This is a genomic window from Mixta sp. Marseille-Q2659 (assembly GCF_940807255.1).
In the GTDB taxonomy this organism is placed as follows: domain Bacteria; phylum Pseudomonadota; class Gammaproteobacteria; order Enterobacterales; family Enterobacteriaceae; genus Mixta.
Genome location: NZ_CALNWY010000003.1, coordinates 81976 through 102342, shown reverse-complemented (window position 1 = coordinate 102342; position 20367 = coordinate 81976). Strand labels below are relative to the sequence as shown.

Here is a 20367-nt window from a genome sequence, read left to right as displayed (position 1 = left end):
ATCTGATGGCTGAAGGATAAAACATGAACCTGCAACATTTACGTATTGCCCGCCCGGTTACCGATTTGGAAAAAAGCTGTGAAATGTACTGCCGTGGATTAGCGCTGCGCAAAATTGGCGAGTTCAGCGATCACGACGGTTTTAGCGGCTGCATGGTAGGACGTGACGATCTGCCATGGCATATAGAATTTACGCTGTGCCATGACCATCCTGTTTCACCTGCTTCCTCCCCGGAAGACTTATTGGTTTTATATATCCCGGAACAGGCAGCATGGGCGGCGGCATGCCGCACACTTGCAGAGGCAGGTTTTATTCCGGTGCCATCGTTTAATCCTTACTGGGACAAGCAGGGAACAACCTTTCAGGATCGGGACGGGTATCGCCTTGTGCTACAAAATAGCCGCTGGGACATCTGAATAAACGGGGCAGGCTATCCGAATCAAGGCAGAAAAGCGTGCAGTGAAAACAGGATAAGCAGCAGACCGCCCGCGATATTCACCCCTTTTTTCAGCATCAAGGGGTTGAACCGGCGTGCGGAGAAAACCAGCGCCTTGCTGATAACCAACAGCCAAACGACCATCACAAAAACGTGGAGCGAAGCCAGAATCAAATAATGACTAATATCGCCCTGTCTGCCAGCGAACTGTGAAACGACGGTCAGGTAAAACAGGACGGCTTTTGGGTTCAGCACGTTAGCCAGCCAGGCTGCTTTTACCGTAATCGTGCCGCCGTCATGTGTAAAATCCAGCGCGTCAGCACGTACGCCGCTGCGAATCAGCTGGCAACCCAGCCAGAGAAGATAGAGGGTTCCGGCAATCTTCAGCAGCGTAAATATTGCTGGTTGACTAACCAGTATGGCCGTAATGCCGAGGCCGATAAAAAACGCATGGGTATAGATGCCCAACGCCGTACCGAGCAGCGTGGCGATAAGTCCCCGGCGCCCGTCGGCCAGCGCACTGTTGATGGCAAGCGTAAAACTTGCGCCAGGGGAAAGCGCAACGGGTAACAGAGCAGGAAGAAAGCCGATCAGATTGATGTCCATATGTTCTGGATCATAAGTTACTTCACCCTCATCAGCCAGCGGACATAAAAAAGCCCGACCTTGCGGTCGGGCTTATCATTACGTTGCAGGCCGCAGTGCCGCGATCGGCACGCAGGCATAACCACGGCAACAGCGATCGCCTGACTTAACCCTGCAGGGCGCGCAGGGCATTTTCCACGCCCGCGCCGTAGGCTTCGTCAACCTGACGGAACAGGGCGATCTGACGCTGCTGAATAAACTCAGGAACATGCACCAGCTCGCCGGCAATACGCGCAAACATACGCTGGTGTTCTTCTTCGCTCAGCAAATTAAACAGCGCGCGCGGCTGGCTGAAATAGTCGTCATCTTCACGATGATTCCAGTGATCGGCCGCGCCTTCCAGCGACAGCGGCGGCTCGCTAAAGTCCGGCTGTTCCTGGAATACGCCAAAGCTGTTCGGCTCGTAGGTTGCGCCGTTGCCGCTGTTGCCGTCCACGCGCATCGCGCCGTCACGGTGATAGCTGTGGAACGGGCACTTCGGCGCGTTGACCGGGATCTGATGGTGATTCACTCCCAGACGATAGCGGTGCGCGTCGCCATAAGAGAACAGACGGCCCTGCAGCATGCGATCCGGCGAGAAGCCGATGCCGGGCACCACGTTAGCCGGGCTCATCGCCACCTGCTCAACCTCGGCAAAGTAGTTGTCCGGGTTACGGTTCAGCTCGAATTCGCCCACTTCAATCAGCGGATAATCGGCATGCGGCCACACTTTAGTCAGATCGAACGGGTTATAAGGCGTTTGTGACGCCTCATGTTCCGGCATCACCTGCACATAAAACTTCCAGCGGGGAAAATCGCCGCGCTCGATGGATTCAAACAGATCGCGCTGCGAACTTTCGCGATCGCGACCGATCAACAGCTGCGCTTCATCATCCATCAGGTTTTCGATGCCCTGCTGACAGCGCATATGGAATTTCACCCAGAAGCGTTCCTGTTGCGCATTGATAAAGCTGTAGGTATGACTGCCGAAACCGTGAATATGACGATAAGAGCGCGGCAGGCCGCGATCGCTGAAGTCAATGGTCAGCTGGTGCAGCGATTCCGGCAGGTGCGAGAAGAAATCCCATTTATAAGTGGGTTACGCAGGTTAGTACGCGGATCGCGTTTGACCACGTGGTTCAGGTCCGGGAATTTCAGCGGATCGCGCAGGTAGAAGACCGGCGTATTGTTGCCGACCAGATCCCAGTTGCCCTCTTCGGTATAAAATTTCAGCGAGAAGCCGCGAATATCACGCTCGGCGTCGGCGCCGCCGCGCTCACCGGCAACCGTAGAGAAACGAATAAAGAGATCGGTTTTTTTGCCTACCTCGGAGAACAGCTTAGCGCGGGTAAAGCGGGTAATATCTTGCGTCACGGTAAAGGTGCCGTAAGCGCCCGATCCTTTGGCGTGCATACGACGTTCGGGGATCACTTCACGATCGAAATGGGCCAATTTTTCCAGCAGCCAAACGTCTTGCAACAGCAGCGGGCCACGGCGACCGGCAGACATAGAGTTATTGTTATGGGCAACCGGCGCGCCTGAAGCAGTAGTGAGACCTTTTTTATTCATGAGGCTGTTCTCTATCGGTGTGATTGTCAAAGGTTTTACCGAGGTAAAACTTGTTTTTAATTGGGGAAACCTATTGTTTGCGCTATTTTGCTGCCCAAAGCGGTGCGCTGACAATCTGGCAGAAGCTATTGCTGCTATCCCTGAAACTGTTCATAACCGGATATTTACGTTGTATTCACCGGCGCGCCTTTCTACAGTAAAAGTCTTAACCACAGGAGGACGTGACGTGATTAGAGTGGAAATGCTCTCAACGGGCGATGAAGTGCTGCACGGTCAGATTATTGATACCAATGCTGCCTGGCTGGCGGACGTGCTGTTTCAGCAGGGGCTGCCGATGACCAGTCGCGCGACCGTAGGCGACAGCCTCTCCTCGCTGGTCGATGCGCTCACCGAGCGCAGCCGCATTGCCGATGTCCTGATCGTAAACGGCGGGCTGGGGCCGACCAGCGACGATCTGAGCGCGCAGGCGGCGGCTACTGCCTGCGGCGTTGAGCTGGAGCTGCAGCCCGCCTGGCTGGAGAAAATCGAAGCCTTTTTCGCCAGCCGCGGACGTCCGATGGCGCCCAGCAATCGCAAGCAGGCGGAGATCCCGGCGGGCAGCGAACTCATTGATAACCCGGTCGGCACCGCCTGCGGCTTTGCGGTTACGCTGAATGATTGCTGGATTGTCTTTACGCCCGGCGTGCCGTCGGAATTTAAAGTGATGGTGGAGCAGCAGATCCTGCCGCGCCTGAAGGCGCGTTTTACGCTGCCGGAGCCGCCGCTCTGCCTGCGCTTAACCACTTTTGGCCGCGGCGAGAGCGATCTGGCGGCGGAGCTGGAGCCACTGGCGCTGCCGGACGGCGTGGTGATGGGCTACCGTTCTTCGATGCCGATCATTGAAATCAAACTGACCGGTCCGGCGGAACAGAAGGTGGCGATGGAGCAGGTCTGGCAGCAGGTGCGTTTACAGCTGGCGGAATGCACGCTGTTTGAAGGCACGCAGGGGCTGCCGGCGCTGCTGGCACAGCAGCTGCGTGCGCGTCAGCTGACCTTAACCGTCAGCGAGCAGTTCACCGCCGGTCTGGTGCAGTGGCAGCTGGCGTCGGGCGATGCGCCGTGTCGCGCAGGCGAGGTGCTGACTGCAGAGAACCGGACGCTGGATGAGCTGGCCCAGCACGCGCAGCAACGGGCGCAGGCGCAGCAGGCTTCGCTGGCGCTGGCGATCGGTGCGTTGCAGGATGAACAGTTGAGCTTTGCGCTGTATACGCCGGAAGGCACCTTTGGTCAGCAGGTGAAATTCAATAACCAGCGTCACACCCGCCAAACGCGGCAGGAGCTGGTGGCAATGATGGCGTTGAATATGCTGCGCCGCTGGCTGCACGGCATGGACGTTTCCGTCGGTCACGGTTGGGTGGATGTGGTGGAAACCCTGAAGGCATAAAATGCCAAAGCCCAACGAGAAGTTGGGCTTTGGGGTGATAACGACCGTTTTGTTACTACAGCTCAATCTCAATATCACCGTTGGCTTTACAGCAGCAGGGCAGAATCTCACCCTGCTGAATAAAGGCTAACGGCTGTCCGGCATAGCTGACCTCGCCCTTAATCAGGCGCGTGCGGCAGGAGCCGCAATAGCCTTCGCGACACTGATATTCCACGCAGATATTATGCGCTTCCAGCGCCGCCAGCAGGGAGGGATGCTCGTCGGTACATTCAAGCTGCGCGCCGGAAACGCACAGCTTTATTCGCTGGCCGGCCATGATTACAGCTGGAAATCGTCGAAGTCGTTTTCGCCCACTTCGGAGTCAATCTGACCCACCAGGTAAGAACTGACTTCCACTTCCTGCGGCGCCACCTGTACGTTATCCGAAACCAGCCAGGCGTTGATCCACGGAATCGGGTTCGAGCGCGTCTGGAACGGCAGATCCAGCCCAACTGCCTGCATACGGATATTGGTAATATATTCAATGTACTGGCAGAGAATATCTTTGTTCAGGCCGATCATCGAGCCGTCGCGGAACAGATATTCCGCCCACTCTTTTTCCTGCACCGCTGCCAGTTTAAACAGCTCGTAGCACTCCTGACGGCACTCCTGGGCAATCTCAGCCATTTCCGGGTCATCTTCGCCGCTGCGCATCAGGTTCAGCATATGCTGGGTGCCGGTCAGGTGCAGCGCTTCATCACGCGCAATCAGGCGGATGATTTTCGCGTTGCCTTCCATCAGTTCGCGCTCGGCAAAGGCGAAGGAGCAGGCGAAGCTGACGTAGAAGCGAATCGCTTCCAGCGCGTTGACGCTCATCAGGCAGAGATAAAGCTGCTTTTTCAGCGCGCGCAGATTCACGGTAACGGTTTTGCCGTTGACCTGGTGCGTGCCTTCACCCAGCAGATGCCAGTAGCTGGTCATCTCGATCAAATCGTCGTAATAGCCGGAAATATCGCTGGCACGCTTCAGGATCTGCTCGTTGGTCACGATGTCATCGAACACGATCGCCGGATCGTTGACGATATTACGAATAATATGCGTGTAGGAGCGGGAATGGATGGTTTCAGAGAAGGCCCAGGTTTCCACCCAGGTTTCCAGTTCCGGGATAGAGATCAGCGGCAGCAGCGCCACGTTCGGGCTGCGGCCCTGAATGGAATCCAGCAGCGTCTGATATTTCAGATTGCTGATAAAGATATGCTTTTCGTGATCCGGCAGCGCCTGGAAATCGATGCGATCGCGTGAAACGTCAACCTCTTCCGGGCGCCAGAAGAAGGAGAGCTGCTTCTCAATCAGCTTTTCAAAAATGTCATATTTCTGCTGATCGTAACGCGCCACGTTAACCGACTGGCCGAAAAACATCGGCTCCAGCAGCTGATCGTTTTTATTCTGAGAAAAAGTGGTGTAAGCCATAGTTGATTCCACATGCTAACGGAGGCTGGCCTTGCCGCAGGGGGCGAGGCGCTGACAGCCGTTTTGACCGCGCATCGCACGGCCTGCCATGTTGCGGTCAGGCCATGCAGCCTGACCAAAAGAAGCGTCGTGGCCGGATGTGTCCGGCCAGACCCGATTAAATCTTACAGGCGCCGCTTTCGCAGCCGTCATCCTGAATGGATGGCGCCAGATCGTCCTGCGCATCTTCCGCACCGTCGCGGGTGTTTTGGTAATAGAGCGTTTTCACGCCGAATTTATAGGCGGTGAGCAGATCTTTCAGCAGCTGTTTCATCGGCACTTTGTTATTAGCAAAGCGCGACGGATCGTAGTTGGTGTTGGCGGAGATCGCCTGATCGATAAACTTCTGCATCACGCCGACCAGTTGCAGATAGCCGTCGTTGCTCGGCATTTCCCACAGCAGCTCGTAGCTCTCCTTCAGGCGCTCATACTCCGGCACCACCTGGCGCAGAATACCGTCTTTCGACGCTTTAATACTGATATGACCGCGCGGCGGCTCAATGCCGTTGGTGGCGTTAGAGATCTGCGATGAGGTCTCAGACGGCATCAGCGCGGAGAGCGTGGAGTTACGCAGGCCGTGGGTTTTGATCTCTTCACGTAGCGTATCCCAGTCGAGATGCAGCGGCTCGTTGCAGATCGCATCCAGATCTTTCTTGTAGGTGTCGATCGGCATAATGCCCTGCGCATAGGTGGTTTCGTTGAACCACGGACAGGCACCTTGCTCTTTCGCCAGCTCATTAGAGGCTTTCAGCAGGTAATACTGAATCGCTTCGAAGGTCTGGTGCGTCAGGTTGTTGGCGCTGCCGTCGGAGTAGCGCACGCCATGCTTCGCCAGATAGTAAGCGAAGTTGATCACGCCGATCCCCAAAGTACGACGGCCCATTGCGCCGCGTTTCGCCGCTGGAATCGGGTAATCCTGATAGTCGAGCAGGGCATCCAGCGCGCGTACCGCCAGCGTTGCCAGCTCTTCCAGATCGTCCAGGCTCTCAATTGCGCCCAGGTTAAAGGCAGAGAGCGTACAGAGCGCGATTTCGCCGTTTTCGTCGTTAACATCCATCAGCGGCTTGGTCGGCAGCGCGATCTCCAGGCACAGGTTGGACTGACGCACCGGTGCAATAGCGGGATCGAACGGGCTATGGGTGTTGCAGTGATCGACGTTCTGAATATAGATACGGCCAGTTGAAGCGCGTTCCTGCATCATCAGCGAGAAGAGATCGACCGCCTTCACGCGCTGTTTGCGGATGCTGTCGTCCTGCTCATATTTGGTGTACAGGCGCTCAAATTCATCCTGATCGGCGAAGAAAGCGTCATACAGGCCTGGGACGTCAGACGGGCTGAACAGGGTAATGTCCTGGCCTTTCAGCAGGCGCTGATACATCAGCTTGTTGATCTGCACGCCGTAGTCCATATGACGCACGCGGTTGCCTTCCACGCCGCGGTTGTTTTTCAGTACCAGCAGGCTTTCCACTTCCAGATGCCACATCGGATAGAACAGCGTCGCCGCACCGCCGCGCACGCCGCCCTGTGAGCAGGATTTCACTGCGGTCTGGAAATGTTTGTAGAACGGGATACAGCCGGTATGGAACGCTTCGCCGCCGCGAATCGGGCTGCCCAGCGCGCGAATACGTCCGGCGTTGATGCCGATACCGGCGCTGGGAAACATATTTCACAATCGCGCTGGAGGTGGCGTTAATGGAATCCAGGCTGTCGCCGCACTCGATCAGCACGCAGGAGCTGAACTGGCGAGTCGGGGTACGCACGCCGGACATAATCGGCGTCGGCAGGGAAATTTTAAAGGTCGATACCGCGTCATAAAAACGCTTCACGTAATCCAGGCGGGTTTCGCGCGGATAGTTGGAGAACAGGCAGGCGGCAACCAGAATATAGAGGAACTGCGCGCTCTCATAGATTTCGCCGCTGACGCGGTTCTGCACCAGATATTTGCCTTCCAGCTGCTTCACCGCCGCGTAGGAGAAATTCATATCGCGCCAGTGGTCGATAAAGCCGTCCATCTGTTCGAACTCTTCGCGGCTGTAATCTTCCAGCAGATGGCGGTCGTATTTACCCATATCGACCATACGCACCACCTGATCGTAAAGCGCCGGCGGCTCAAACTGGCCGTAGGCTTTTTTACGCAGGTGGAAAATGGCCAGGCGAGCGGCCATATACTGATAATCCGGCGCGTCACGCGAGATCAAGTCGGCGGCCGCTTTGATGACGGTCTCGTGAATGTCGGAGGTTTTAATGCCGTCGTAGAACTGGATGTGGGAACGCAGCTCAACCTGAGAAACGGAAACATTTTGTAAACCTTCCGCAGCCCAGTCGAGAACCCGGTGGATTTTGTCCAGATTGATGCGCTCTTTGCGGCCATCGCGTTTAGTGACGAGCAGACTCTGATTCATGTCGCGTTATACCTGTCCGTGAAAAAATATCCCCCGTTTATACACAGCTTGCTCTTTGTGAGTAACTCTGTGGATAAACACTATATATAGGGGGTGAAGAGTAAATGAACAACAAGATGGTGAGTATTCTAGTAAGTTCTCGCCTCAGCACAATACTGATTTTGTATTGTTGAGCGCTTGCTTTTTTCAGCTTTTTTCTTAAGTCCGCGTTTCGCAAGGGCCGCTGGCTTGTCAATGCCAGGGGAAAAAAAAATGAAATTTTGATCGAACGCCGATTTTATGAACATTGCTCTTTTTTGTAACTTGCGCCGGACGTGTTTTCTGCTAACAGAACGCTGAATTGGCCTGTAAAAAGGGGCTTAACGCCGAAAGCGGCGCGGGTGGAAGTAAAACGATTGATAACTTTTTGTGAAGATCAAAAGAGGCCGCTGGCGTTACCAGCGGCCAGCGTGTCAGCCCAGGCGTGCTTTGATCCGCGCGATCATGGCGGCGGTGGAGATCCCGTAACGATCGTGTAGCGTTGGCAGCGCGCCCGCATCGAGAAACGCATCGGGCAGGGTGATGGCATCGAAATCCACATGAACGCCGTTACGCAGCAGCAGCGTGGCGACCGCCTCGCTCAGCCCGCCGACGGCAGTGTGGTTTTCCACCGTCATCACCAGGCGACCCGGTTTGGCGGCCTGCGCCAGGATGGTTGTTTCATCCAGCGGCTTAATGGTGGGCGAATGCAGCACCGCTACGCTGATATTGTCGCGCCGCAGCTGTTCCGCCACCGCCAGCGCGCGCATGGTCATGATCCCGGAGGCGATTAACAGTACATCCTGGCCTTCCTCCAGCAGCCTGGCTTTGCCGATTTCAAACTGGTAATCATATTTATCCAGCACCACCGGCACCTTACCGCGCAGCAGGCGCATATAAACCGGGCCGTTATGGGCAGCGATCGCCGGTACCGCCTGTTCAATATCCAGCGCGTCGCAGGGATCGATAATTGTCATGCCGGGAATGCCGCGCATGATCGCTACATCTTCGGTCGCCTGATGGCTTGGGCCATAGCCGGTTGTCAGGCCGGGCAGGGCGGCGGCGATCTTGACGTTCAGATGCTCTTCGGCGATCACCTGATGAATAAAATCGTAGGCGCGGCGCGTGGCGAAAACCGCGTAGGTGGTGACGAACGGCACAAAGCCCTCTTTCGCCATGCCGCCCGCAGCGCCCATCAGCAACTGCTCGGCCATGCCCATCTGGAAAAAGCGATCCGGATAAGCCTGGGCAAAAATATGCAGATCGGTATATTTCGCCAGGTCGGCGGTCATGCCGACAATATCCTGCCGCTGGCGTGCCAGCTCGACCAGCGCATGGCCAAAGGGCGCGGAGCGCGTTTCCTGCCCTTCATCGGCAATAGAAGCGATCATTGCCGAGGTAGTCAAACGGGGTTTGGTTGACGTTTGCGCCATCATGCGACTCCTTGTGGTTGCGTATCCAGTACTGCCAGCGCTTTCTGCCACTCATCGGCATCGACGCGAATAAAATGGTTTTTATCCCGTTCTTCAAGGAAGGGGACGCCTTTGCCCATCAGGGTGTCGCAGATGATGACGCGCGGGACGGCGGCCTGATGATTTTTTGCCTTATCGAACGCGGCGATCACCTGCTTCAAATCGTTGCCATCCACGCGCTGCACATACCAGCCGAACGCCGACCATTTATCCTGCAGCGGCTCATAGCCGAGGATGTTTTGCGAATTTCCGTCCGCCTGCTGGCGGTTGACGTCAATCAGGTTAATCAGGTTGGCGAGCTGATAATGCGCGGCCGACATCGCCGCTTCCCAGGTTGAGCCTTCGTCCAGCTCGCCGTCGGACATGGAGTTAATCACCAGCGCGCTGCTCTGCTTCTGCTTCAGACCCAGCGCCATACCGACCGCGATGCTCAATCCCTGGCCCAACGAGCCGCCGGAGATCTCCATGCCCGGCGTGTAGGTCGCCATGCCGGACATCGGCAGGCGGCTGTCGTCCGAGCCGTAAGTTTCCAGCTCGCTTTCCAGGATGATGCCCGCCTCTATCAGCGCGGCGTAATAAGCGATGGCGTAATGGCCGTGCGACAGCAAAAAGCGATCGCGTCCTTCCCATTCCGGCTCCTCTGGTCGAAAGTTCATGGTATGGCTGAACGCGGTGGCCAGCACATCGGCAATGCCCAGCGCCTGTCCGATATAACCCTGGCCCTGTACTTCGCCCATGCGCAGGGCGTAACGGCGGATACGCCAGGCCGCTGCGGCAACTTTCTGTAGTTCACTCTGTGACATGTTGTTCCCCTGGAATCGATTAATGGATCAGCATTCCGCCGTTTACGTCGAGCGTAATGCCGGTGGAGTAAGCGGAAAGGGGACTGGCAAGGAACAGCGCCGCGCCAGCGATGTCAGCGGCATCTCCGAGACGGTTGAGCGGGATGCCGGAAAGAATAGACTGCCGCATCTCGTCGGAGAGCTTGCCGGCGGTAATGTCGGTCTGGATCAGGCCGGGCGCGATAGCGTTGACGCGCACGTTATCCGGCCCCAATTCGCGCGCCATCGCTTTCATCAACCCCAGCACGCCCGCTTTGGCCGCGCTGTAGTGTGGGCCGCCGAAAATACCGCCGCCGCGCTGGGCAGAAACGGAGGAGATACAAACGATACTGCCCGCGCGCTGGCTGCGCATCGTCGGGATCACCGCCTGCGACATCAGCAGCGTGCCGCGCAGGCTGACATCCAGCACCGCATCGTAATTTTCGCGTTTAATATCCATCAGCTTAATGGGCTGCGTGATCCCGGCATTGTTGACCAGCACATCGATGCGGCCATATTTGCCCAGCACCTGCTCAATCGCCGCGTTAACCTGCTGCTCGCAGGCGACGTTAGCGGCCAGGCCGAGATGGCCCGCGCCCAGCTTGCTGGCCGCTGCCGCGCTGGCATCGGCGTCGAGATCGATAATCACCACTTTCGCGCCCTGGCTGGCGAACAGTTTGGCGGTGGCGAAGCCTAAACCGCGTACGGATGCGGCGCCGGTAATGACGGCGACTTTGTCTTCTAGCAACATAATTAACTCCATTAAGAACGGTAATAATAAAGTGAGCGTTATTCCGGCTCGTCGAGCAGGCAGATCAGCACCAGCCCAATTGCCGCGCAGATGCCAAAATAGGTAAATACCGCATTAAAGCTGCCGGTTTTATCCAGCAGAAATCCGGCGACCATCGGGGAAACAAAACCGCCCAAATTGCCGCCGCTGTTAATAATGGAGGCGGCGATCGGATAGGTTTTACTGTCGGCCACCGCCATGCCGTAAGCGGTAAAAGCGGGCCAGCCGATATTCAGGCAGAAACCGACAAAAAACAGGCCGAGGCAAATCGTTAAGGTGTCGCCGGAAATATGCAGCATAATGAACATCATTATTACGGTGGCGACGGCGGTAAATATCATGGTGGGTTTACGACGGCGCCCTAATAGCTTATCGGAAATATATCCGCCGCCGATGGCGCCGATTAATCCGCCCAGGCAGGGCATGGTAGCGACAAAGCCCATATTTAAAAATGTAAAGCCTTTTTCCTGCACTAAATAAAGCGGAATCCAGGTCAGTAAACCGTACAGCACGCTGACCATCATAAAATAGGCCAGGAAATCGCCGATAATATTTTTCGATTTAAACAAATCTTTGGCGTTATTGATGGGCGCGAGTTTTTTTACCCGAATAAGGCGATCCAGCCGCGCAAATTTAGGATGCAGAATTAAATTCTGGCGCGTTTGATTTCTGTTGCTACTGTCCGCCTGAATAATATCCAGCTCGCCAGGGGAAACAAAACGGCTTTCCGCGGGTTTGGTTTTAACCAGTAAATACCAGGCGACAGCGACAATCATGCCGGGAATCGCGAAGGAAAAAAATACCCAGCGCCAGCCATACTCCAGCGCAATCCAGACCGCCAGCGGTGGCACGATAATCGGCGCAAACATGGTGGCAGCGATAAAGACGCCGGTTGCCGTCGCTTTCTCTTTGGCGGGAAACCAGTTATTGATGGTGGAGGCCAGCCCGACCGGACAGGGGCCTTCGCTTAATCCCAGCCCAAGCCGGATCCATTTCAACCCGACCACCGACGACGCGGTGCCCATTAGCCAGGTAAAAAAGGAAAAGCCGAATATGGAGAGCGCGACCACGCCGCGAATCCCTTTTTTAGCCATAAAAAAACCGGCGGGAATTTGGCTCAGCGCATAGCCCAGGAAAAACATACTGGCAATAGCGCCGGCTTCGAAATTATTAATATGAAATTCTTTAATGATAAAAGGCAGTACGGCGCCAATATTCGTTCTGTCGGCATAATTTACCGCGTAAACAATAAAGATTAAGGCAAGGACAACAAAACGATAATAACTCTGCCTGGTTTGTACTAATGACGTGGCTTCTGTTCTGAACATGCGTTAGCCCCTTAAATACGTGGCATCGGACGACGTTTTAATTACATTTTTTTAAGAGAGAAGGTTAATTAGGGTGAGTTGACTATATGCGTTAAAAAAGAAATGGGAAGTTAAAAAAATTCAGTTGTGGCTGAGAAAAATTTGATTCGTGAGAGGGCTCATAAAGGTTTGCCAATTAGCTGAGAATGATCATTACGGTTTAACGTCAATGGCGAGAATTAAAAATGCAACGCTCGTCACATTTTATAGCGATTAAAGGTGTTGTTGAGGTGTGTTAAGGGGGCTGGTTAATAAATTGTTCCGCTCCGTTTTGCAGGATACAATCAGGCGCAGAACATTATCTTCAGGAGACGCGTTCGGTGACGGCCAGAAAAAATAACCTCCCTCTACCCTCGTTAAAAAATATTTTAGCGTTTATCGAGGTAGCAAATAGCGGCAGCCTGAATAGTGCGGCGGAAAATTTAAATGTGACCTCATCAGCGGTGAGCCATCAAATTGCCGCGCTGGAGCGTTTTTTAGGGAAAAAACTCTTTACCCGTAACGGTAAAGGGGTAGTGCTAACGTTAACCGGTGAGATTTATCTGAAAGAAATTGCCGGTCCGTTAAATATTATTGGCCGCGCGACGGAAAAGGCAATTAACGATATTCATCATGAGCATCTGCGGGTGCATTCTTCGCCGAGCTTTGGCCTGCTGTGGCTGATGAAACGGCTGGATAAATTCAGGGAGGCGCACCCTGATATTCAGCTTAACCTGACCTGCTCTTATGAAAATTTGCAGTTTGCCCGTGACAATGTGGATATTGATATTCGCCACGGGCTGGCGGAATGGCCGACCTTAAGCGTAAAAACCATTAAAAATGAAAAAATGGTGGTGCTGGCCTCGCCGGACTATCTGGCGCGCCATCCTGTTACGCATCCTGAACAGCTGGTTTTTAGCGAGCTGATTAATTCTGAAATTACGCTGATTGGCTGGGACGTTTGGTTTTCATGGCACGACGTGGAATATAAAAGCAAAAGTTTTGTGTTTAGTTTCGATCGCTCTTATATGAGCTTTGAGGCCGCCTGCATGAATATGGGATTTATTCTGGAGAGCAATCTGCTGGCGCAGGATTATATTCGCACGGGCAAGCTGGTGCCGGTTTTCGACGACCGCTTCGCTATGCCGGTTAGCGCGCATCATCTGGTGTTTCCGCACGCCAGCGAAAAGAAGGACAAAATGAAGCGTTTTCTTGGCTGGCTGGAGCAGGAGCTGTGCGCCAGCCAGTTTCATCTGTAGACTCGAACCGCCCGGCGCGGCGACAGGCGCTTAGGCCTCGCCGTGGCGCGTATGCAGCATATAGTTAACGTCCACGCCTGGGGCGAGACGGAAGCTGTCGCGCAGCGGATTATAGTGCAGCCCGATAATATGCTTTTCGCGCAGCGGGGTTTCATCCACCCAGTGCAGCAGCTCCGCCGGACGAATAAATTTTTTCGCATCGTGTGTGCCGCGCGGCACCATACGCAGCACATATTCCGCGCCGACCACCGCCATCAGCCAGGATTTGGCGTTGCGGTTGATGGTGGAGAAAAAGACGTCGCCGCCCGGTTTCACCAGACGCGCGCAGGCCAGCACCACCGAACGGGGATCCGGCACATGCTCCAGCATCTCCATACAGGTCACCACGTCGTAGCGGCCCGCGTGCTGCTCGGCGTGATCCTCTACCGTTTGCTGCACGTAATCCAGCGTAACGCCGCTCTCCAGCGCATGCAGACGCGCCACTTCCAGCGGCTCGCCGCCCATATCGAGTCCGGTCACTTCCGCGCCTTCGCGCGCCATACTTTCCGCCAGAATGCCGCCGCCGCAGCCCACATCCAGCACTTTCTTACCAAACAGACCGCCGGCATGTTGCGCGATATAGCCAAGGCGCAGCGGATTAATGCGGTGCAGCGGCTTAAACTCACCTTCCAGATCCCACCAGCGTGACGCCACCGCTTCAAATTTGGCGATTTCCGCCTGATCCACATTGTTCATCTGCGCTCTCGCATCCATCTTTTTTACTCCTGACAAAGTTTTTCGGAGTATACATCTTCTCGCGGCGATCGGCACGGCGCGACAAAGCCTAAAGCGCGTTTAAAACGCTGCTTTCCGTTCACCGGCTGGTTGCAATGTGATATACTTTCGCACCTTTAAATCCGGGATAAATGTAGAGGGATAGCGGCTCCATGAGCGACCTTGCCAGAGAAATCACACCGGTCAATATTGAGGAAGAACTGAAGAGTTCTTATCTTGATTACGCCATGTCGGTCATCGTTGGCCGTGCATTACCAGATGTTCGCGATGGCCTGAAGCCAGTCCACCGCCGCGTGCTTTTTGCCATGAGCGTGCTGGGCAACGACTGGAACAAACCTTACAAAAAATCTGCCCGTGTCGTTGGCGACGTCATCGGTAAATATCACCCGCACGGCGATTCCGCCGTTTATGACACCATCGTGCGTATGGCGCAGCCGTTTTCGCTGCGTTACATGCTGGTGGATGGCCAGGGCAACTTCGGTTCCATCGACGGCGACTCCGCAGCGGCGATGCGTTATACCGAAGTCCGTATGGCGAAAATTGCCCACGAGCTGCTGGCGGATCTCGAAAAAGAGACCGTCGATTTTGTGCCGAACTACGACGGCACCGAGCAGATCCCTGAAGTGCTGCCGACCAAAGTGCCTAACCTGCTGGTTAACGGCTCGTCAGGTATCGCCGTGGGTATGGCCACCAACATTCCGCCGCATAACCTTACTGAGGTGATCAACGGCTGTCTGGCCTATATCGACGATGAGAATATCAGCGTCGAAGGGCTGATGGAGCATATCCCAGGACCGGATTTCCCCACCGCTGCTATCATCAACGGTCGTCGCGGTATTGAAGAAGCCTATCGTACCGGTCGCGGTAAAATTTATATCCGCGCCCGTGGCGAAGTGGAAACCGATGCCAAAACCGGTCGCGAAACTATCGTCATTCACGAAATTCCCTATCAGGTCAACAAAGCGCGCCTGATCGAGAAAATCGCTGAGCTGGTGAAAGATAAGCGTATCGAAGGCATCAGCGCGCTGCGCGACGAGTCCGATAAAGACGGCATGCGCATCGTGATTGAAGTGAAGCGCGACGCAGTAGCGGAAGTAGTGCTGAATAACCTCTATTCGCTGACGCAGCTGCAGGTCTCTTTCGGCATCAACATGGTGGCGCTGCATCAGGGCCAGCCGAAGATTATGCCGCTGAAGGATATTCTGGAAGCCTTTGTGCGCCATCGTCGCGAAGTCGTCACGCGCCGTACCATTTTTGAACTGCGCAAGGCGCGCGATCGGGCGCATATCCTGGAAGGTCTGGCGATTGCGCTGGCGAATATCGATCCGATTATCGAGCTGATCCGCCGTGCGCCGAACCCGGCCGAAGCGAAAGCCGGACTGGTTGCGCAGGCCTGGGAACTGGGTCACGTTGCCGCCATGCTGGAGCGTGCCGGTGATAACGCGGCGCGCCCTGAATGGCTGGAAGAGCAGTTTGGTATTCGCGACGGTCGCTATCATCTGACCGAACAGCAGGCGCAGGCGATCCTTGATTTACGTCTGCAGAAGCTGACAGGCCTGGAACATGAGAAGCTGCTGGACGAGTACAAAGAGCTGCTGGAGCAAATTGCCGAGCTGATCCACATTCTGGAAAGCGCCGAGCGCCTGATGGAAGTGATCCGTGAAGAGCTGGAAGCGATCCGCGACCAGTTTGGCGATCAGCGCCGCACCGAAATCACCGCTAACAGCGCCGATATCAATATCGAAGATCTGATCAATCAGGAAGATGTCGTGGTTACCCTGTCACATCAGGGCTACGTGAAATATCAGCCGCTTTCTGATTACGAAGCGCAGCGTCGCGGTGGTAAAGGGAAATCGGCGGCGCGCATCAAGGAAGAGGACTTTATTGATCGCCTGTTGGTGGCCAATACGCACGATACGATCCTCTGCTTCTCCAGCCGTGGCCGTCTCTACTGGATGAAGGTCTACCAGCTGCCGGAAGCGAGCCGTGGCGCGCGTGGACGTCCGATCGTCAACCTGCTGCCGCTGGAAGCCAACGAACGTATCACCGCCATTCTGCCGGTGCGTGAATACACCGAAGGCACCAATATCTTTATGGCGACCGCCAGCGGTACCGTGAAGAAAACCTCGCTGACCGAGTTCAGCCGTCCGCGCAGCGCCGGTATTATCGCCGTCAACCTGCGTGAAGACGATGAGCTGATCGGCGTGGCGCTGACCGAAGGCAGCAATGAAGTGATGCTGTTCTCGGCGGCCGGTAAAGTGGTGCGCTTCTCCGAGCAGGCTGTGCGTGCCATGGGCCGTACCGCTTCCGGCGTGCGCGGCATCAAGCTGGCGGAAGGGGATCGCGTGGTCTCGCTGATTGTGCCGCGTGACGAAGGCGCGATTCTGACGGTAACGCAGAACGGTTACGGTAAACGTACCGCCAATAGCGAATACCCGACCAAATCACGCGCCACGCAGGGCGTTATCTCGATCAAAGTCACCGATCGCAACGGGCCGGTTATTGGTGCGGTGCAGGTTGAGGACAGCGATCAGATTATGATGATCACCGATGCCGGTACGCTGGTGCGTACGCGCGTTTCGGAAGTCAGCATCGTGGGCCGTAACACCCAGGGTGTGATTCTGATTCGTACCGCCGCGGACGAAAATGTGGTAGGTCTGCAGCGCGTCGCCGAGCCGGTGGAAGAAGAAGAGCTGGACGCCATCGACGGCAGCGTCGCAGAAGGGGAGGAGGATATTGCCCCGGAAGTGGACAACGACGATGATATCCCGGAAGGCGAAGAAGAGTAATCGCCGCTCCAGTCATAAAAAGGCCGGTTTAACCGGCCTTTTTTACGCCCGTAATCAGGCGGCGCTGTCATAACCTGACCCCGACCGGCAAGTGCCGTCCGACAATCCCAGCCGGAGAAAACTGAAATTGCCGCAGGCGAGCCGGGAAGTAAGGCTAACGGCTGGCTTTTTTTGCCGCCTGCGGCTACTGTAGCGGGATCAAAAATTTTTAATCATTGGCGGTTGCGCCCGGGTTTCCCTTGAAATATCTCGTTTCGTTTCGCACTACGCTCCGAATTTCCCGCTACCTGTTTCGCGCGCTGGCGCTGATGCTCTGGTCGCTGGGCGCGCTGCTGACGGCGTTTTACGTTATTAGCATCCTGCACGAACAGGAAGCGCAGGTACGTCAGGAATTTACGCTCAACTATGATCAGGCGCAGTGGTACGTGCGCCATTCCGCCGACATTACCCGCGAGCTGAAATACATCGCGGAAAACCGCCTGAGCAACGGCGCTAACGGGACAGATCCGTTAAACGGCGTTTTCCCCGGTAAGGCGACGCTGCCACAGTTCTATCCGCTGGCGGCCAATTCAAACTGCTCCTCTATGAGCAACACCTGGCGTAGCTCGCTGGAATCGCTCAGCTATTTTCTGAACTACTGGAGAACCAACTTCGCTTCAGCCTATGAGCTGAATCGGGTCTTTTTCATTGGCGGAGAAGGGCTGTGCATGGCCGACTTCGGTATCGGCAACGGCTCTGTCGATCGCGAGCGTACCGTGACGACGCTGCATGACCGTATCCTGCGTTACCGCAACAGCAGCGCGGACGAGCGCAAAAGCAGCCTCTACTGGGTCAGCAATAATGGCCAGCCAGGCGTCGGCTACTTCTATATGGTGACGCCGATTTATATCGCCAACAAGCTGGAGGCCCTGCTCGGCATTGAGCAGAACATCCGCCTTGATGATTTTGTTACGCCGGGCAGCCTGCCGATTACCGCCACGCTGATTAACGAAGCGAATCAGCCGGTACTCTCTTCCAACCGTGGGCGCGTGGCGTTTTCGCTTGATGATATCCCTAATGAAAAAGCCTGGTTTGGCTATGTCGATAACTACAAACAGCTGGTGCTGAAGAAAACCCTGCATCCATCCAACCTGAGCATTATCTATTCGGTGCCGACGGATGTGCTGGTGGACAGACTTAAGCTGCTGATGATTAATGCGATCCTGCTGAACCTGATCAGCGCCATCATTCTGTTTACCCTGGCGTGGCTGTTTGAGCGTCGCATGTTTTTGCCTGCGGAAGAGAACGCGCACCGGCTGGAAGAGCATGAGCAGTTTAACCGTAAGATTGTCGCCTCTGCGCCGGTCGGCATCTGTATCCTGCGCACCCGCGACGGCACCAATATCCTCAGTAATGAGCTGGCGCATAACTATCTCACCATGCTGACGCAGGAAGATCGCCAGAAGTTGACGGAAATTATCAGCGGCCAGCAGGTTAACTTTGTTGATCTGCTGACCGGCAGCAATACCAACCTGCAAATCAGCTTTGTCCACTCGCGCTATCGCAATGAAAACGTGGCGATTTGCGTGCTGGTGGATGTCAGCGCGCGCGTAAAAATGGAAGAGTCGCTACAGGAAATGGCGCAGGCGGCCGAGCAGGCGAGCCAGTCGAAATCGATGTTCCTGGCTACCGTCAGCCATGAACTACGCACGCCGCTGTACGGCATTATCGGCAACCTCGATCTGCTGCAAACCAAACAGCTGCCGAAGGGCGTGGAGTCGCTGGTTACTGCGATGAACAACTCCTCCAGCCTGCTGCTGAAAATCATCAGCGACATTCTCGACTTCTCCAAAATCGAATCGGAACAGCTGCAGATCGAGCCGCGTCCCTTTGCGCCGCGTGAGATTATCACGCATATCACCGCCAACTATCTGTCACTGGTGGTGAAAAAGCGTCTGACGCTCTACTGTTTTATCGAATATGACGTGCCGGTCGCGCTGGACGGCGATCCGATGCGTCTGCAACAGGTGGTTTCTAACCTGCTGAATAACGCCATTAAATTCACCCATACCGGTTGCATCATTCTGCACGCCTATGTGCGCGACGGTTATCTGGCGGTGCGGGTGCGCGATACCGGCGTCGGTATCGCCGGTAAAGAGATTACCCGGCTGTTTGATCCTTTCTTCCAGGTCGGCACCGGCGTACAGCGTAACTTCCAGGGCACCGGCCTTGGCCTGGCGATCTGCGAAAAGCTGATCAACATGATGGATGGCGATATTGAGGTGGAATCCGAGCCAGGCATGGGCAGCCAGTTTATCGTGCGCATTCCGCTCTACAACAGCCAGATGATGGCGCCGGTGCTGCATGAAGGCTTACAGGATAAACAGATCTGGCTGGCGCTGCGGAACGATTTCCTTGCGGAGTTTATGACGCGTCTGCTTCAGGCGCACGGTATCCGGGTGAAACGTCTGGAAGATCAGACGTGGCAGGCGGATGATGTGGTCATTACCGATTACGACTTCCAGCCGGAACAGCTGGTGCGCGCGGTGATTATGTTCGACGGCGGTCATATCGACATGCCGTATGAAGTAAAGCCGGGCCGTTGGATCTACAGCACCGCCATGCCGCATGAACTGCCGGCGCTGCTGGGCAGGATTTACAGCGTAGTGGTGGAAGTGCCGGATGGACTGGCGTCGCTGCCAGTACCGGAACAGCAGGGCATCGATAATCACGATATTCTGGTGCTGGTGGTAGACGATCATCCTATCAACCGGATGCTGCTTTCCGATCAGCTTAGCTCGCTGGGCTATCGGGTTAAAACGGCGCAGGACGGCGTCGATGCGCTGAACGTTATCAGCCGCAGCGAGATCGATATTGTACTGACCGACGTCAATATGCCGAATATGGACGGCTACCGTCTGACGCAGCGTCTGCGCCAGCTGGGGCAAACCTTCCCGATTATTGGCGTAACAGCGAACGCGCTGGCGGAGGAGAAGCAGCGCTGCATGGAGGCTGGCATGGATAACTGTCTGTCGAAACCGGTAACACTGGATACGCTCAAAACGTCACTGGCTATTTATGCTGAACGCGTGAGGAAAGTGCGCGGCGTATAAATTTAATATTCAGCAAGGCGCGACTGTCGCCCGCGCCTTTTCATTAAATTCCCCCTATTGTAGA

At 55.4% G+C, this 20367-nt stretch carries 13 protein-coding genes and 2 pseudogenes; 5 read left to right on the top strand and 10 right to left on the bottom strand.

The annotated features are described in order from the left end of the window. Window positions 1–23 precede the first annotated feature (23 nt). The gene (locus P3C52_RS03630) at window positions 24–416 is read left to right on the top strand and encodes a VOC family protein (RefSeq protein ID WP_275553847.1); all 393 of its coding nucleotides are present in this window, start codon (window positions 24–26) and stop codon (window positions 414–416) included. Window positions 417–439: 23 nt separating this feature from the next. Here P3C52_RS03630 and P3C52_RS03625 read toward each other — a convergent pair whose 3' ends face one another. Together P3C52_RS03625 and P3C52_RS03620 are read right to left on the bottom strand one after the other, a co-directional pair. Continuing rightward, window positions 440–1042, bottom strand: a complete 603-nt coding sequence (locus P3C52_RS03625) for a LysE family translocator (RefSeq protein ID WP_275553846.1) — start codon at window positions 1040–1042, stop codon at window positions 440–442. A gap of 145 nt (window positions 1043–1187) precedes the next feature. Then, window positions 1188–2629: pseudogene (locus P3C52_RS03620) on the bottom strand (catalase). A gap of 226 nt (window positions 2630–2855) precedes the next feature. On the opposite strand from P3C52_RS03620, the gene P3C52_RS03615 reads away from it, so the two are divergent. Further along, window positions 2856–4052 carry a nicotinamide mononucleotide deamidase-related protein YfaY gene (locus tag P3C52_RS03615; RefSeq protein ID WP_275553845.1) on the top strand — a complete coding sequence of 399 codons (1197 nt, stop codon included), beginning with the start codon at window positions 2856–2858 and terminating at the stop codon, window positions 4050–4052. Between the two features lie 55 nt (window positions 4053–4107). Here the strand turns inward: P3C52_RS03615 and yfaE are convergent, their stop codons facing one another. From yfaE to P3C52_RS03580, 7 genes and pseudogenes are all read right to left on the bottom strand, one after another. Next, a complete protein-coding gene (gene yfaE / locus P3C52_RS03610; protein WP_275553844.1) occupies window positions 4108–4368 on the bottom strand; it encodes a class I ribonucleotide reductase maintenance protein YfaE in 261 nt (86 codons plus the stop codon). A 2-nt stretch (window positions 4369–4370) separates the two neighbouring features. Next, window positions 4371–5501: a class Ia ribonucleoside-diphosphate reductase subunit beta gene (gene nrdB / locus P3C52_RS03605; protein WP_275553843.1), complete on the bottom strand. Its 1131-nt coding sequence runs from the start codon at window positions 5499–5501 to the stop codon at window positions 4371–4373. Window positions 5502–5658: 157 nt separating this feature from the next. Next, window positions 5659–7942: pseudogene (gene nrdA / locus P3C52_RS03600) on the bottom strand (class 1a ribonucleoside-diphosphate reductase subunit alpha). 452 nt (window positions 7943–8394) lie between these two features. Next, window positions 8395–9393: a transketolase family protein gene (locus P3C52_RS03595; RefSeq protein ID WP_275553947.1), complete on the bottom strand. Its 999-nt coding sequence runs from the start codon at window positions 9391–9393 to the stop codon at window positions 8395–8397. Continuing rightward, the gene (locus tag P3C52_RS03590; protein WP_275553842.1) at window positions 9393–10235 is read right to left on the bottom strand and encodes a transketolase; all 843 of its coding nucleotides are present in this window, start codon (window positions 10233–10235) and stop codon (window positions 9393–9395) included. Before P3C52_RS03590 ends, P3C52_RS03595 begins: the two co-directional genes overlap by 1 nt. Window positions 10236–10254: 19 nt before the next feature. Further along, window positions 10255–11004 carry a glucose 1-dehydrogenase gene (locus P3C52_RS03585; RefSeq protein WP_275553841.1) on the bottom strand — a complete coding sequence of 250 codons (750 nt, stop codon included), beginning with the start codon at window positions 11002–11004 and terminating at the stop codon, window positions 10255–10257. A 38-nt stretch (window positions 11005–11042) separates the two neighbouring features. Further along, window positions 11043–12371: an MFS transporter gene (locus tag P3C52_RS03580; protein ID WP_275553840.1), complete on the bottom strand. Its 1329-nt coding sequence runs from the start codon at window positions 12369–12371 to the stop codon at window positions 11043–11045. Window positions 12372–12730: 359 nt separating this feature from the next. Here P3C52_RS03580 and P3C52_RS03575 point away from each other — a divergent pair, with 359 nt between their 5' ends. Next, window positions 12731–13648 carry a LysR substrate-binding domain-containing protein gene (locus P3C52_RS03575; protein ID WP_275553839.1) on the top strand — a complete coding sequence of 306 codons (918 nt, stop codon included), beginning with the start codon at window positions 12731–12733 and terminating at the stop codon, window positions 13646–13648. 30 nt (window positions 13649–13678) lie between these two features. Here P3C52_RS03575 and ubiG read toward each other — a convergent pair whose 3' ends face one another. Next, window positions 13679–14401 (bottom strand): bifunctional 2-polyprenyl-6-hydroxyphenol methylase/3-demethylubiquinol 3-O-methyltransferase UbiG, encoded by a 723-nt coding sequence (ubiG, locus tag P3C52_RS03570; RefSeq protein ID WP_275553838.1) that lies wholly within the window; start codon window positions 14399–14401, stop codon window positions 13679–13681. Between the two features lie 173 nt (window positions 14402–14574). On the opposite strand from ubiG, the gene gyrA reads away from it, so the two are divergent. Both gyrA and rcsC read left to right on the top strand, forming a co-directional pair. Continuing rightward, a complete protein-coding gene (gene gyrA, locus P3C52_RS03565) occupies window positions 14575–17211 on the top strand; it encodes a DNA topoisomerase (ATP-hydrolyzing) subunit A (protein WP_275553837.1) in 2637 nt (878 codons plus the stop codon). A gap of 239 nt (window positions 17212–17450) precedes the next feature. Beyond that, window positions 17451–20303, top strand: a complete 2853-nt coding sequence (rcsC, locus tag P3C52_RS03560) for a two-component system sensor histidine kinase RcsC (RefSeq protein WP_275553836.1) — start codon at window positions 17451–17453, stop codon at window positions 20301–20303. Window positions 20304–20367: the final 64 nt, after the last annotated feature.

Excerpts from the sequence above, each read along its gene's own strand:
- P3C52_RS03630 (WP_275553847.1), top strand. The coding sequence starts at position 24 with ATGAACCTGCAACATTTACGTATTGCCCGCCCGGTTACCGATTTGGAA.
- P3C52_RS03625 (WP_275553846.1), bottom strand. The coding sequence starts at position 1,042 with ATGGACATCAATCTGATCGGCTTTCTTCCTGCTCTGTTACCCGTTGCG.
- yfaE (WP_275553844.1), bottom strand. The coding sequence starts at position 4,368 with ATGGCCGGCCAGCGAATAAAGCTGTGCGTTTCCGGCGCGCAGCTTGAA.
- nrdB (WP_275553843.1), bottom strand. The coding sequence starts at position 5,501 with ATGGCTTACACCACTTTTTCTCAGAATAAAAACGATCAGCTGCTGGAG.
- P3C52_RS03595 (WP_275553947.1), bottom strand. The coding sequence starts at position 9,393 with ATGGCGCAAACGTCAACCAAACCCCGTTTGACTACCTCGGCAATGATC.
- P3C52_RS03590 (WP_275553842.1), bottom strand. The coding sequence starts at position 10,235 with ATGTCACAGAGTGAACTACAGAAAGTTGCCGCAGCGGCCTGGCGTATC.
- P3C52_RS03585 (WP_275553841.1), bottom strand. The coding sequence starts at position 11,004 with ATGTTGCTAGAAGACAAAGTCGCCGTCATTACCGGCGCCGCATCCGTA.
- P3C52_RS03580 (WP_275553840.1), bottom strand. The coding sequence starts at position 12,371 with ATGTTCAGAACAGAAGCCACGTCATTAGTACAAACCAGGCAGAGTTAT.
- ubiG (WP_275553838.1), bottom strand. The coding sequence starts at position 14,401 with ATGGATGCGAGAGCGCAGATGAACAATGTGGATCAGGCGGAAATCGCC.
- gyrA (WP_275553837.1), top strand. The coding sequence starts at position 14,575 with ATGAGCGACCTTGCCAGAGAAATCACACCGGTCAATATTGAGGAAGAA.